Source organism: Streptomyces sp. NPDC048416, from assembly GCF_043200435.1.
Lineage (GTDB): Bacteria > Actinomycetota > Actinomycetes > Streptomycetales > Streptomycetaceae > Streptomyces.
Window position 1 is genome coordinate 70,569 of the sequence record NZ_JBICXU010000014.1, and the last position, 14,092, is coordinate 84,660.

General features: G+C 72.0%; 9 protein-coding genes. 6 read left to right on the forward strand and 3 right to left on the reverse strand.

Going from position 1 to position 14,092, the window contains the following annotated elements; translation table 11 throughout:
* Positions 1 to 168 precede the first annotated feature (168 nt).
* A complete protein-coding gene (locus ACGFW5_RS19515; RefSeq protein ID WP_393835489.1) occupies positions 169 to 1,515 on the forward strand; it encodes a TIR-like protein FxsC in 1,347 nt (448 codons plus the stop codon).
* Complete coding sequence (gene fxsT, locus ACGFW5_RS19520) at positions 1,508 to 5,482, forward strand: FxSxx-COOH system tetratricopeptide repeat protein (RefSeq protein WP_393835490.1); 3,975 nt, start codon at positions 1,508 to 1,510, stop codon at positions 5,480 to 5,482. Before ACGFW5_RS19515 ends, fxsT begins: the two co-directional genes overlap by 8 nt.
* A 55-nt stretch (positions 5,483 to 5,537) precedes the next feature.
* On the opposite strand, the gene ACGFW5_RS19525 is transcribed toward fxsT, so the two are convergent.
* Positions 5,538 to 6,401: an alpha/beta fold hydrolase gene (locus tag ACGFW5_RS19525; RefSeq protein WP_393835491.1), complete on the reverse strand. Its 864-nt coding sequence runs from the start codon at positions 6,399 to 6,401 to the stop codon at positions 5,538 to 5,540.
* A gap of 99 nt (positions 6,402 to 6,500) precedes the next feature.
* Positions 6,501 to 6,905 (reverse strand): CoA-binding protein, encoded by a 405-nt coding sequence (locus tag ACGFW5_RS19530; RefSeq protein WP_393835492.1) that lies wholly within the window; start codon positions 6,903 to 6,905, stop codon positions 6,501 to 6,503.
* Positions 6,906 to 7,268: 363 nt separating this feature from the next.
* On the opposite strand from ACGFW5_RS19530, the gene ACGFW5_RS19535 reads away from it, so the two are divergent.
* The 3 genes from ACGFW5_RS19535 (at position 7,269) to ACGFW5_RS19545 (ending at position 12,468) form a co-directional block, all read left to right on the forward strand.
* Positions 7,269 to 7,895, forward strand: coding sequence for a YigZ family protein (locus tag ACGFW5_RS19535; protein ID WP_393835493.1), 627 nt, complete (start codon positions 7,269 to 7,271; stop codon positions 7,893 to 7,895).
* 410 nt (positions 7,896 to 8,305) lie between these two features.
* Positions 8,306 to 9,460, forward strand: coding sequence for an exonuclease SbcCD subunit D (locus tag ACGFW5_RS19540; protein WP_393835494.1), 1,155 nt, complete (start codon positions 8,306 to 8,308; stop codon positions 9,458 to 9,460).
* On the forward strand, positions 9,457 to 12,468 hold the full coding sequence (locus tag ACGFW5_RS19545; protein ID WP_393835495.1) for an AAA family ATPase: 3,012 nt from the start codon (positions 9,457 to 9,459) through the stop codon (positions 12,466 to 12,468). The genes ACGFW5_RS19540 and ACGFW5_RS19545 overlap by 4 nt, the downstream gene beginning before the upstream one ends.
* Before the next feature lie 42 nt (positions 12,469 to 12,510).
* Here ACGFW5_RS19545 and ACGFW5_RS19550 read toward each other — a convergent pair whose 3' ends face one another.
* Positions 12,511 to 12,942 (reverse strand): tautomerase family protein, encoded by a 432-nt coding sequence (locus ACGFW5_RS19550; RefSeq protein WP_393835496.1) that lies wholly within the window; start codon positions 12,940 to 12,942, stop codon positions 12,511 to 12,513.
* A gap of 189 nt (positions 12,943 to 13,131) precedes the next feature.
* Between ACGFW5_RS19550 and ACGFW5_RS19555 the strand changes: the two genes are divergently transcribed.
* Positions 13,132 to 14,043 carry a LysR family transcriptional regulator gene (locus ACGFW5_RS19555; RefSeq protein ID WP_393835497.1) on the forward strand — a complete coding sequence of 304 codons (912 nt, stop codon included), beginning with the start codon at positions 13,132 to 13,134 and terminating at the stop codon, positions 14,041 to 14,043.
* Positions 14,044 to 14,092: the final 49 nt, after the last annotated feature.

Genomic DNA, 14,092 nt, shown 5'->3' on the forward strand with positions numbered 1-14,092 from the left:
TTCTCCCCCCATTCGATTGATCCACCGCTCAGGGGCCGCACGATTTCGGTCATGATCTGATCGACGTTCCATGAGTGGATCAATCACTGGGTTTGTTCGTTCTGTTCCGCCGGAGAATCTTCCGTTCCTACACTGAGGACCCATCCACTTGGACCGGGGGAGACAGTGGTGCACGGATCAGTGGGGGCCGGTGAAGACGAACAGAAGCCGTACTTCTTCCTCAGCTACGCGCACACGCCGAAGAGCGACCCCAAGGACAAGGACCCCAATCTGTGGGTCCAGCGGTTCTTCCGTGACCTCTGCGCCCATGTGATGCAGCTGACGTCCCTCCCGGCCGGCAGCGCCGGCTTCATGGACCAGCAGATGCAGCCCGGTGAGGGGTGGCAGGAACGCCTCTCGGAGGCACTGGCCTTCTGCAAGGTGTTCGTGCCGCTCTATTCGCCGCGCTATTTCCTCAGTGAACAGTGCGGCCGTGAGTGGTTCGCGTTCTCCAGCCGGGCCGCCGTCCAGAACACCCGCACCAACGGCAACAGCGGCAATCCCGTCACCGGAGTGGTGCCCGCCCTGTGGGTGCCCGTGCCGCCGAGACAGCTTCCGCAGGCCGCTGAGCGGCTTCAGTTCAACCACGCCACGTTCGGCGACGAGTACGCCGACGAGGGTTTCTACGGCCTCATCAAACTCAACTATCTGCGGGACCAGTACGAGCGCGCCGTCTACCGGCTGGCCAAACGCATCGTGAGCGTGGCCCAGCAGAACGAGCTGGAACACGGCGACCCGCATCAGGACTACGCCAAGGTGCCGCCCGCCTTCGGTCCGACCGGCGGCCCGGCCCGGGACATGGAGGTCTCCGTCCTCGCCTGCTCGCGCTCCACCCTCCCCACCGGACGCAGCCCGGACTGCTACGGAAGCGAAGCCCTCAACTGGAATCCCTACCATCCGGCCTCCTCCAGACCCCTCGCCGACCACACCGTCGACGTCGTACGCAACCTGAACTACGCCGTGCACCTCAGCGACTTCGAGGCCGAACCCCAGCGGCTGCTGGCCTCGGGAGCGCCCGGGCCCGGGCTGTTGCTGCTCGACCGCTGGGCCCTGGACGCCAGGCGCCGCCGCGACCTGGTCGACCAGCTGTGCGCCACCCGCAGACCCTGGATCAGCGTCATGGTCCCCGGCAATGTGGAAGACCCCGAAAACCGCTCGCGCGGCGAGGAGTTGGCGCAGCAGACCGACGTCGTGCTCGCCGGCCGGATCGACGACAGCGACGGACACCGCACGCCGAGCGCGGGGCTGCCCACCCTGGAAGCCTTCAGCAAGGCGATTCCCGGGGCCGTGAAAGCGGCGGTCCGGCACTTCGAAGCCCATGCGCCGACCTATCCACCACCCGGCAGCGGCGGGCCGATGCCCCGCGTGCTCCCGAACGGGATCGGCTACGGCATCAGCGATTCCGGCGGCCGCGGTCACAGCACGGACCAGGACAAGAACTACGGTGATAAGGCGGAGGGCTCATCAGATGACTGAGAACCGCAACGGGACCGTCGTCACGTTCTACTCGTACAAGGGTGGCACCGGACGGACCATGGCGCTCGCCAACTGCGCGTGGATCCTGGCGGCCAACGGATACCGGGTGCTCGCGGTCGACTGGGACCTGGAGGCGCCCGGACTCCACCGGTTCTTCCACCCCTTTCTCGACCTCTCCGACCTGGAGGCGACCCCGGGCCTGATCAACCTGATCACCGACTACCAGGACGAGGCCAGGCGCCCCGCCGACCGCGACCCCGACTGGCACCGCGACTACGCACGGGTACGCCCGCACGCGACCTCCCTCAACTGGAACTTCCCCAAGGGCGGCAGCCTCGACTTCCTCTCGGCGGGACGGCGCAACCGCGACTACCCCTCCATCGTCGGAAAGATGGACTGGGACGACTTCCACGAGCGGTTCGGCGGCGGCCAGTTCTTCGACGCGATGCGCGACGACATGCAGCGCCACTACGACTACACCCTGATCGACAGCCGGACCGGCCTGAGCGACATCGCCGACATCTGCACCGTCCAGATGCCCGAAGTCCTCGTCGTCTGCTTCACGTTGAGCGACCAGAGCATCGACGGAGCATCGGCGGTCGCACGCGACATCGAGGAGCGCTACCACGAGCGGCGCATCCGCATCCTGCCCGTCCCGATGCGCATCGACGACGGCGAGAAGGAGAAGGCGGACGCCGGCCGGGCGCTGGCCCGCGAGAGCTTCCCCGGCTTCCCCAGCGGGCTCGGCACCGAAGAACTCGGCAACTACTGGGGCACGGTCGAGGTCCCCTACCGGCCCTTCTACGCCTACGAGGAGATCCTGGCGACCTTCGGCGACGCGCCCAACGTCAGCAGCTCCATGCTCAGTGCCTGCGAACGGCTCACCTCCGTGCTCACCGGCGGCCTGGTCAACTCGCTGCCCCCGATGGACGAGGCCGACCGGCTGACCCATGTCGCCGCCTACACCCGGCGCAGGCCCATGCCGCCCTCCAACATCGTGCTGACCCATGTCGCCGAGGACCAGATGTGGGTGGACTGGCTGGTCCACGTCCTGACGACGGCGGGCTTCCACGTCGTGCCCATCGATGTCCGCCTGCCCCATTCGGCCGCCGTCGAGGCCGAGTTCACTGCGGGCGTCGGATACCGGGTCATCCCCGTCGTCTCCCAGGCCTACCTCAACTCCGAGCGGGCCAGGACCTTCTGGGAGTCCGGCACGGGCCTCGACGCGGGGGGAGCGCGACGCCACATTCTGCCGGTCCGCGTCGGCGACGTACGGCTCGGCCCACCGCTCAGCAGCCGCGGCGTCATCGACCTCGTACGCCTGGACGAGCACGACGCCGGGGCCGCCGTGCTCCAGGCGCTCGACCGGGCCGACTCGGCCCCCGCGCTCGCGGCCGCGCCGGCCGGGCCGCGCTATCCCGGCAGTGTGCCCAAGGTCTGGAACGTGCGGCCCCGGCACGCCTGGTTCACCGGCCGCACCCCCGTCCTTGAGCGCCTGCGCGACCAGCTGCGCGGCGACAGCCGTTCCGCCCAGCGCTTCCCGCAGGTCCTCTACGGCCTCGGCGGCGTCGGCAAGACCCAGGTGGCCCGTGAGTACGCGCACCGCTTCCGCGCCGACTACGACCTGGTGTGGTGGATCGAGGCCGAGCAGCCCGACCGGGTCGTGTCCTCCCTGGCCGAGCTGGCCGCGGAGATGGACCTCAGGGCCGGTGACGTCGTGGCCGAGGCGGCGACGGCGGCCCTGCAAGCCCTGCGGCGCGGGGCGCCCTACTCCCGCTGGCTGCTGATCTTCGACAACGTCGAGGACCTGGACCGGGCCCTGAAACTGCTTCCGCCCGAGACCGAGCCGATCTCCGGCGAAACCTACGGCCACATCCTGGCGACCTGTCGCAACAAGCCGGCCTCGACCCAGGTGGAGGCCATCGAGGTCGAGGTCTTCACCCGTGCCGAAAGCGTCGAGCACCTGTGCCGCCGGGTCACCAGGATGCCGGCCGCCGACGCCGACCGGGTGGCCGACGCGGTCGGCGACCTGCCGCTGGCCGTGGAGGTCGCCGCGGCCTGGCTCGCCGAGACCGCGACGCCGGTCGACGCCTATGTGGAACAGCTCAAGGAACAGAGCACCAAAGTGCTCTCGCTCGGCAAGCCCGAGGACTACTCGGAGCAGATCGGCGCGACCTGGAACATCTCGATCAGCCGGCTGCGCGACGAATCCAAGGCGGCGGTACGCCTGTTGGAACTCTGTTCGTTCTTCTCCGCCGAGCCCATCTCGATGCGGCTCATCGGCAGCGACTCGATGTTCGAGTCGCTGCTGCCCTACGACCCCGACCTGCGCGAACGGTACATGCTGGGCAAGGTCATCCAGACCCTGAACCGATTCGCGCTGGCGAAGGTCGACCCGGCGGACAGCAGCATCCAGGTGCACCGGCTCGTCCAGGCCGCGGTGCGGGCGGGGCTGAGCGACGACGAGGTCGACACCGCCAAGCACGAGGTGCACCGCATCCTCGCCGAGGCCCGCCCCCTGGAGGGCGTCGACCGTGACAACCCTGTCAACGACCCCAAGAGCTGGCCCAGTTTCGAACTGATCTGGCCGCACCTGACCGCCTCCGGCATCGCCGACTGCGACGAGGAGAAGGTCCGCCAGCTCATGGTCGACCGCATCCGCTATCTGCTCAAGCGCGGCGAACTGGAGAGCGCCCGGGTGCTCGGCACCCAGCTCAACAAGGTCTGGACCCGCGAGCTGGGCGAGAACGACCTCCAGACCCTCAACATCCGCTTCGAGCTGGCCAACGCACTGCGCGCCCAGGGCAAGTACCAGGAGGCCCGGGCGATGGACGAGGACACCCTCGCCCGGCAGATCAGCGTCCTGCACAAGGACCACCCCGGCGACGACCACCCCAGCATCCTCATCACCACCGGAAGCCTCGCCGCCGACCTGCGCGCACTCGGCAGGTTCGACGAAGCACTCACCCGTGACCTGCGGATCTACCACGGCCTGCGGCAGATCTTCGGCGAGAACCACCCGCGCACCCTGATCGCCGCGAACAACCTCGCCATCGACTACCGGCTCAGCGGCGACAGTGAGGCGGCCCGCAGGCTCGACGAGGAGACCGTGGAGCGCCGCAGCGCCCTCCTGGGCGACGAGCACCCCTTCACCCTGACCACCAAGGGCCACCTCGCGCGCGATCTGCGCGAGAGCGGCGAGTACGCGGCCTCGGTGCAGCTGCTGCGCGAGGTGGTGGCGGCGTTCGAGCGCGTCCTGAACGCCGACGTGCCGGAGGCGCTGCGCACCGCCAAGAGCCTCGCGGTGTCCCTGCGCAAGGCGGGCCACCCGCACGAGGCGAAACGGCTGACCGAGGAGACGTACAACCGCTACCGCGGCCGGTACGGAACCAAGGCGCCCGACGCGCTCGCCTGCTGCCTCAACCTGGCCGCGGACTTCTCGGCGACCCGCGACAAGCAGGCCGCCCTCGATCTGGCCCTCCAGGCGTTCGAGGGCTACCAGAGCACCCTGGGCGAGGAGCACCCCTTCACCCTGGCCTGCCGCAACAACGTCTACATCTACCAGCGCGGGCTCGGCGCCGCCGAGGAGGCCGCGCGGGGCGGCGAGGACGTGCGGGCGGCGCTGGAGGAAGTCCTGGGCGCACGCCACCCGTTCACCCTCTGCGCCGCGATCAACCTCGCCAACGCGTACGGCGACCTGGGCCGGCCCGACCTCGCCGAACGCTGGGAACGCACCGCGCTCAAGGGCCTGTTGGAGCGGTTCGGGCCCACCCACCCCGATGTGCTCGTCTGCCGGTCCAACCTGGCGATCACCCTGCGGGCCGCCGGACGCGAGGAGGAGGCCCAGCGGCTGCGGGCCTCCATTTTGGAACCGTCCGCGAAGCAGCTGGGCGTGGACCATCCGATCGCCGAGGCGGCGCGCGCCTGGCGCCGGCTCAACCGGGACCTGGAGCCGCAGCCGGTGTGAGATGTGAGAGCGGCAGGGCGTGCCCGGGCCTGCGCGGCCGGGCACGCCCGCGGGTTCACCAGGTGGCCCAGCCCAGCACGCGGGTGAGTACCCGAAGCGCCCCGAAGTGTGCCGCACCCCGCTCCACGATCAGCTGGGCGCCGGGGATGCGCTCGGCCAGCCAACGGGTGTGCTGCACGGGCGCGAACACGTCCTGTTCGCCGTGCCAGAGCAGCACCGGCGCGTCGATGTCCTCAAGGCGGAACTCCCAGTCCGTACTGAACGCCATGACGTCGTCAACCCATCCGTCGGCCGAACTGCGCAGCGCCTCCTCGAAGTTGCGCTCCAGCATGACCCGGATGCCCGCATCGGCGACGATGCCGCGGTCCGGTTTCGGCAGCCCGTGGCGCATGTCGGCCACCGAACGCCGGGGATCCGAGCGGATGGTGATCGAGCGCATCTCCAGGGCGGTGGTCAACTGGCCTTTCCCGGCGGCCGCGTTGACGTACTCCCGCACATTGGACTCGGTCATCCCCTCGAACCAGTCGAGCCCCTGGGCATCACGCGGCGCGAGCCCCACCAGAGCCGCCGCGCGCGCGGTGCGGTCCGGGAGCAGCGCCGCGCACGCCAGTGCGTGCGGGGCGCCGCCCGAGCGTCCCACCACGGCGAACTCGTCGATGTCCAGGGCGTCGGCGATGGCCTCCACATCGGCGGCCGCATCCGCCACCCGGCGCCCGGGAAGCCGGGCGGAGTCGCCGTACCCCGGCCGGTCGAAGGTGATGAGACGGACGCCGAGCCGGTAGAGCACCGCGCTGCGCGGCGCCGGGCCGAGCCGGCTGCCCGGAGTGCCGTGCAGCAGGAACACCGGTCTGCCCTGCGGGTTCCCGTAACTCTCGACGGCCAGGTCCCGCCCGTCCCTGGTACGAATCAGCTCCCCCAACTGGTGCCTCCCCGTAGGTCTGGTTGGCGCCAGTATGAGCGTGGGCGATTCAGTGGTACATACCCGCACTCGTCGAATGCGTGCGCGAGCGTGGTCCGCTCAGCGGATGCGGGGGATCTCGATCGCGGGGCAGCGGTCCATCACCATGTCGAGCCCGGCGGCACGGGTGCGCTCGCAGGCGTCCTCGTCGACGACCCCGAGCTGGAACCAGACGGCGCGGGCGCCGATGGCCACGGCCCGGTCGGCGACGTCACCGGCGAGGCCGCTGTTCACGAACACGTCCACGACGTCGACCGGGAAGGGGATCGCGTCCAGCGAGGCATAGCCCTGCTCGCCGTGGACGGTCTCGGCCCTGGGATGGACCGGGACGACGCGCTTGCCGAAGCGCTGCAGGACGCGTGCGACCCCGTACGCGGCGCGCTGCTGGTTGGACGAGAGGCCGACGACGGCCCAGGTGTCACCGGTGGTGAGGATCTTGCGGATGGTGTCCTGATCGGCGTGCACGGTGCTCTCCCGGAGTCCTCGGCCGGTCCACGTTCGCCGGTCCACGTTCGTGGGGGAGAACACGTATCACCGGGGCCCGCATTCCTCGCCCGGCCGCCCGCCCCCGCCCGGGCCCCAAAACCCGGTGCTCCCGCCCCGCGCCGCCTGACGAACGCAGAACCGGGAGACCGAAACGCTCGCCGGGGACGCCGTCGTGGTGCTGTGCGGATCCGCCTACCGCAACGGGGGCATGGAGCCCCTGCTGGACGCGGTGCCCGCACCCAGGGCCGAGGCACCTTCGCCACCCGGCCCGCGCCGCTCGCGCCGGTTCCGGCCATGGTCGCCCCGGGCGGGGCGGGCACACCGGGCGCATAGGGTGGGCGGATGCAGGAGCAGTACCGCACCATCGCCCGAGAGGGCGTGCACGAGAGCGAGATCAACAGGTCACGCTTCCTGTGCGCGCTCGCGCCCGCCGCGACCGAACAGGAAGCGCAGGCGTTCATCGCCCGCGTCCGCAAGGAGCACCCGACCGCAAGCCACAACTGCTTCGCGTACGTCATCGGCGCCGATGCCTCCGTGCAGAAGGCGAGCGACGACGGCGAACCCGGCGGCACCGCGGGAGTGCCCATGCTCCAGATGCTCACCCGGCGCGAGGTGCGGTACGTCGTGGCGGTGGTCACCCGGTACTACGGCGGGGTCAAGCTCGGCGCGGGCGGTCTGATCAGGGCGTACGGCGGTGTCGTGGGCGAGGCCCTGGACGCGCTCGGCACGATCGTGCGCCGCCGCTTCCGGCTCGCCACCGTCACCGTCGACCACCAGCGCGCGGGCAAACTGGAGAACGACCTGCGGGCGACCGGCCGCGCGGTGCGCGAGGTGCGCTATGCGGAGGCCGTGACCATCGGCATCGGACTGCCCGAGGCGGACATCGACGGCTTCCGCTCCTGGCTGGCGGACGCGACCGCCGGCACCGCGACGCTCGAACTGGGCGGCGAGGCGTACGGCGACGGCTGAGTGCCGAGTGCCGGAGTGCCGGAGTGCCGGAGTGCCGGAGCGCAGGAGTGAGCTTGCCGGCACCGGCTCCGTGGTCAGGCGTCCGAGGGACGGCGTAGGGCGACGGGCGAGGCCAAGAGACCGGTGGGCGACGCTCCCCTCTCCCGCCTCCCGCCTCCCGCCTCCCGCCTCCCGCGTCCCGGCCCCTTGGCCCGGCGCCCGTGAGCCCCGCGATCGGCTCGGCCGCCCCATGATCCGGATCACTGCTGACGCCTCTGGCCACGCGCCCCCCCGGGGCGGTGTCAGACTGAGGGCCGTGAGGGGCCGGGTGCCCAGCGGCACCGGTGGGGCCCGTGGGCTGCGGGCCGGGCCGAAGGCCGGTGCTGGTTGCGGGCGAGGATGAGGGGAAACATGCAGGTCGGAGCGGTTTCGTGAGGATTCTGCACACCTCGGACTGGCACCTGGGCCGGTCCTTCCACCGCGTCGACCTGCTGGGCGCCCAGGCCACGTTCCTCGACCACCTGGTGGCGACCGTGCGCGACCGGGGTGTGGACGCGGTCCTGGTCGCGGGGGACGTCTACGACCGCGCGGTGCCGCCGCTGGCCGCCGTCGACCTCTTCGACCGGGCGCTGCACACCCTCGCCGACGCGGGCGTGCCGACCGTGATGATCTCCGGCAACCACGACTCGGCGCGACGGCTCGGGGTGGGGGCAGGACTGATCGAACGCGCCGGGATCCACCTGCGCACCGACCCGGCGGGCTGCGGAACGCCGGTCATGATCGACGACGTGGCCTTCTACGGGCTCCCGTACTTGGAGCCGGCCCTGGTCCGCGACGAACTGGCCGCGCCGAGGGGCGGGCACGAGGCCGTGCTGGGCGCCGCCATGGAACGGGTGCGGGCCGACCTCGCGGGCCGTCCCGCGGGAACCCGCTCCGTCGTCCTGGCGCACGCGTTCGTGGCGGGGGGCGAGCCCAGCGACAGCGAGCGCGACATCACCGTGGGAGGGGTTGCCGCCGTGCCCGCCGGGGTCTTCCACGGCGTGGACTACGTGGCACTCGGCCACCTCCACGGCAGCCAGGTGATCACCGAGCGGATCCGCTACTCGGGCTCGCCGCTCGCCTACTCCTTCTCGGAGACCACCCACCGCAAGACCATGTGGCTCGTGGACCTCGCCGCCGACGGAGCCGTCACGGCCGAACGCGTCGACTGCCCGGTGCCCCGCCCCCTCGCCCGGATCCGCGGCCATCTCGACGCGCTGCTCGAAGACCCGGCTCTCGCCCGGCACGAACAGGCCTGGGTGGAGGCCACGTTGACCGACGCCGCGCGGCCGGCCGACGCCATGGCCAGGATCAGCGCCCGCTTCCCGGGCACCCTGAGCCTCGCCTTCGACCCCGAGCGCGCCGAAGGCGACCCGCGCGCCTCGTACGCGCAGCGGCTCAGGGACCGCAGCGACCAGCAGATCGCGGAGGACTTCGTGGCCCACGTACGCGGCGGCAGTGGCCCCGACGACCGCGAACGGACGGTCCTGCACGGCGCGTTCGACGCCGTACGCGTGGACGACGGGGTGCGCGAGGTGGCCAGGTGAGGCTGCACCGTATGCGGGTCACGGCCTTCGGCCCCTTCGCCACAAGCCAGGAGATCGACTTCGACGCGCTGTCATCGGCGGGGCTCTTCCTGCTGCACGGGCCGACCGGCGCCGGCAAGACCTCGGTGCTCGACGCCGTCTGCTTCGCCCTGTACGGGGCCGTGCCCGGCGCCCGGCAGAGCCCCGGCACCGTGCTGCGCAGCGACCATGCCGCGCCGGGTGTCTTCACCGAGGTCCTGCTCGAACTGACCGTCGGCGGGCGCCGGTTGGAGGTCACCCGCCGCCCGCAGCAGGACCGCCCCAAGAAGAAGGGCACCGGGTTCACCACCGAGAAGGCGCAGACCTGGCTGCGCGAGTACGACCCGGCGAGCCGGGCCTGGCAGGCGCTGAGCCGCTCGCACCAGGAGATCGGCGAGGAACTGGGACAGCTCCTCGGCATGAGCCGCGAGCAGTTCTGCCAGGTCGTGCTGTTGCCGCAGGGGGAGTTCGCCAAGTTCCTCAGGTCGGACGCGGAAACACGCGGCAAACTGCTCGGCAGGCTCTTCGACACCCGCCGGTTCGCCGCCGTCGAGGACCGCCTGGCCGAGCTGCGCAAGTCCGCCGAACGGCAGGTCAAGGACGGCGACGAGCGGTTGCTCGCGTACGCCCAGCGCATCGCGCAGGCTGCGGGCGACAGCGCCGACATGCGCGCGTGGCCGCTGCCCGAGGCACGGCCGGGCGACCCGGGGCTCGCGACGGCGGTCCTGGAGTGGGCCGCCGTCGCGCGAGGCGAGGCGCGCGAACGCCTCGACATCGCGGCGGCCGCCGTGGACGCGGCCGAGAGCAGGCAGGCCGCCGCCCGGCGCGCCGCCGAAGAGGCTCGGCAGCTCGCCGCGCTCCAGGAGCGGTATGCCCAAGCGCGGTGCGAGGCGCAGGAGTTGGCCGCCCGTCGTCCCGAACAGGAGACGCTGCGGGCCCGGCTGGACACGGCCCGCAAGGCGGAGCTCGTCTCTCCCGCCCTCGAATGGTGGGAGCAGGCCCGGCGCGATCACCGCACGGCCACCGAGGAACGCGACCGTTCCCGCTCCCGGCTGCACCCGGAACTCGCCGACGCGGGCGCCGCTCAACTCGCCGCCCTGGAACGCAGGATGCGTCAGGACCTCGGCGCACTGGAGTCCGCCCGCCGGGCCGAGCGGCGCAGCACGGAGATCGACGAGGAGCGTGCCCGGCTCGATCGGCGGGCCCGCGCCGACGAGGACGTCCTCACCGACGCGGCGGGATGGCTCGCGGGCTGGGAGACCGCCCGGCTCGGCCACCAGGCCCGGATCGAGGCCGCCCATGAGGCCGCGGCCCGCGCGGAACACCTCGCAGGCCGCCTCGAACCGGCCGACCGGCGCCTCGAAGCCGCCCGTCGGCGCGACGCGTTGGAGGCCCGCCTGGCCCCGGCCGAACAGCGGCACGCCGAGGCCCGGGAGGCAGCCAATACCGCTCATGAACGCTGGCTCGCACTGCGCGAGGAGCGGCTGCGGGGCATCGCGGCCGAACTCGCGGCGGGGCTGCGCGAGGGGGAGCCCTGCGCGGTGTGCGGCTCGGCCGAACACCCCGCGCCCGCCCGCCCCGGCGCCGGCCAGGTCGACCGCGCAGCCGAGGACACCGCGCAGCGGGCGTACCGGGACGCCGAAGGGGCCCGCGTCGCGGCGGAGGGAGCCCTCGCCTCCGTACGGGAGGAGCTTGCGGGCGTCCGGTCGGCCGCGGGCGACACGAGCCTCGCCGAACTGGCGGCGACGGCCGCGGAGTTGCGGCACTCCTACGCTGCGGCGCGGGACGAGGCCGCGGGGCTGCACGAGGCCCAGGTGTCCCTCGCGGCGGCGGAGCGGGAGTACACCCAGCGCCTGGCCGCCCAGCGCACCGCACAGCAGAACGTCGCCGCCCGCACCGCAAGCCGCGAGGCCCTTGACCGCGAACAGGCCGTCCTGGAAGAGGAGTTGAGCCAGGCCCGGGCGGGCGCCGCCGGCGTGGCGGAGCAAGCGGCGCTGCTCGAACACCGGGCGGCCATCCTGGCCGAGGCGGCTGCGGCGGTCCGCGCCGTCGAAGACAGCGCCGTACGGCTCAAGGAAGCCGACGGGCGGCTCTCGGAGGCGGCGTTCCGTGCCGGGTTCGACACCCCGGAGGCGGCGTCCGCGGCCCTGATCGACGAGCCCGGTCAGCGTGACATCCAGCACCGGATCGACGCATGGCAGCACCAGTACGCCACGGTCACCGCGCGCCTCGCGGAACCGGAGACCGCCGCGGCGGGCCGGGCCGCACCGGCCCGCCCCGAGGAGGCAGAGGCCGGGGCCGCCGCGGCCGAACGCGCCCTGCGGGACGCCGCGTCGGCGCTCTCGGCGGCCCGCGCCCGCTGCACGGAACTCCACGACCTGAGCGCCCGGGCCACCGGGGAGACTCGCAGGATCGGTCCGCTGCGGGAGGAGTACGAGCGGGTGGCCCGCCTGGCCGGGCTCACCGCGGGCACCTCCGCCGACAACGAGCGCAAGATGCGCCTTGAGTCCTATGTGCTCGCCGCCCGCCTCGAACAGGTCGCGGCCGCCGCCACCGCCCGGCTCCAGCGCATGTCGGGCGGCCGGTACACGCTGATCCACTCCGATGCCAGGGGCGGCCGTGGGCGCTCCGGTCTCGGCCTGCATGTGGTGGACGCCTGGACGGGCCGCGAACGGGACACGGCCACGCTCTCGGGCGGCGAGACGTTCTTCGCCTCCCTCGCGCTCGCCCTGGGCCTCGCGGACGTCGTGACGGACGAGGCGGGCGGCGCGCGCCTGGACACCCTGTTCATCGACGAGGGCTTCGGCAGCCTCGACGACCAGACCCTGGACGAGGTCCTTGACGTACTGGACTCGCTGCGCGAACGCGACCGCAGCGTGGGCATCGTGAGCCACGTCGGAGACCTGCGCCGCCGTATCCCGGCGCAATTGGAAGTGGTCAAGGACCGCACGGGTTCGACGGTGCGGCTGCGGTCGGAAGCCCCGCTGTGACCGCGCCCGGACACGATGCGTGCGGGGAGGCCGCCGCCGCCCTCAGCTCATGGCCTCCGCTCCGGTGAGGGCGTCGTTCATGCGCTCGTCATAGCCGGTGGCGGGGTTGACGACCCGGCCGGCGACCCACCAGTTCTCCCTGGCCGTTTCGAGGATCGTCATCAGGATGTCCTCCTCGGGGACGTCGGCGAACAGCCGCAGGCTGTCGACGATCGCCTGGAACAGTTCGGCCTTCTGCGCGGCCGTACGGTGGTTGATGGACACCTGGATGAACATGGCGCGCTCGCTGCGGCGCAGACCGAACACGACCGGCTGCATGTGGAAGTTGTCGGGCGAGACCTCGTGGAAGATGTGGAACTGGTCGTCCTGGGGGATCTTCAACACGTCGACCATCGCCCTGTGGATGCCCAGGGACACATTGCGGCGGTACTCGGCGGGAGTTCCCTGGCGCAGGTAGATATTGATCATCGGCATGATTCATTGCCTTCCTCGGGAAGAGGAGCACCCGGCCGCCGCGTACGGAAGTCCCGTGGGCGGCCTGCTCGTTCATGTCCTCCACGCTAGGAACGCGGCGAGCATTGCGCCAACGAATGTTCGGCACAACAGACATGCCGATTACTCATGTACTCATGTACTCGATGGAGAAGACCTCATGGAGACCTCATGGAGATGACGCTGGTCGCGCTGCGGGTGCTGCGCGAGGTGGCGGAGCGGGGTACCTTCACCGCCGCGGCGGACGCGCTCGGATACACGCAGTCGGCCGTCTCCCGGCAGATGGCCGCACTGGAACAGGCCACCGGCGCCCGGCTCTTCGACCGGCACGCCGGGGGTGTCCGGCTGACCGGCCCGGGCCGTGCCCTCCTGCGGCATGCCGTCGTCGCCCTGGACGCCCTGGAGGACGCCGGCCGGGAGTTGCGCGGAGCGCGGGAGGTCGAGCGGGGCCGCGTCCGGCTGGGCTTCTTCCCCACCGCCGGAGCGGTGATCGTGCCCCGTGCCCTGGCGATGCTGCGCCAGGAGCACCCGCACATCCAGGTGACGACGCGTGAGGCGACCACCCCCGCACTGGCGCGTGCGCTGCGCGCCGGCACCCTGGATCTCGCGCTCCTCTCCTCCAGGCCGCCCCACCGCTCGCCCGACACGGACGATCCGCCCCTGACCGCGGAGCCGCTGATGGAAGTGCAGCTGGCCGTGGTGGTGCCGGCGGGCGGCGCGTTCGCCGAGCGGGGCAGCGTCAGCGTCGAGGAGATCGCGCGGGAACCGTGGATCGCCAGTCCCGGCACCGCGGACGAGCCGCTGCTCGGTGTCTGGCCCGGTCTGCCCGGACGGCCGGTGGTCCGCCACACCGCCCGCGACTGGCTGACCAAACTGCACCTGGTCGCGGCCGGCGCCGGCATCACCACGGCCACACCGGCGCTGCTGCCCGTGGTCCCGCCCGGCGTATGCCTCGTGCCCGTCGAGGGCGTCGCGGACGAGGTGCGACGCATCAGCCTGGTGCGCGGGCCGGGCCCCATGAAGGCGCCCACACGGGCGCTGGCACACGTCCTGCGGATGCAAGCCGCCGACCTCGCCGACTGACCACCCCGGACGTCCCCAGCGGGGACGGCCCGTTGAGCGGACCGCCCCC

What these genes read in the sequence shown, in the direction of transcription:
- ACGFW5_RS19550 (WP_393835496.1), bottom strand. Translation starts at nt 12,942, where the DNA reads ATGCCGATGATCAATATCTACCTGCGCCAGGGAACTCCCGCCGAGTAC.
- ACGFW5_RS19535 (WP_393835493.1), top strand. Translation starts at nt 7,269, where the DNA reads ATGCAGGAGCAGTACCGCACCATCGCCCGAGAGGGCGTGCACGAGAGC.
- ACGFW5_RS19555 (WP_393835497.1), top strand. Translation starts at nt 13,132, where the DNA reads ATGGAGATGACGCTGGTCGCGCTGCGGGTGCTGCGCGAGGTGGCGGAG.
- fxsT (WP_393835490.1), top strand. Translation starts at nt 1,508, where the DNA reads ATGACTGAGAACCGCAACGGGACCGTCGTCACGTTCTACTCGTACAAG.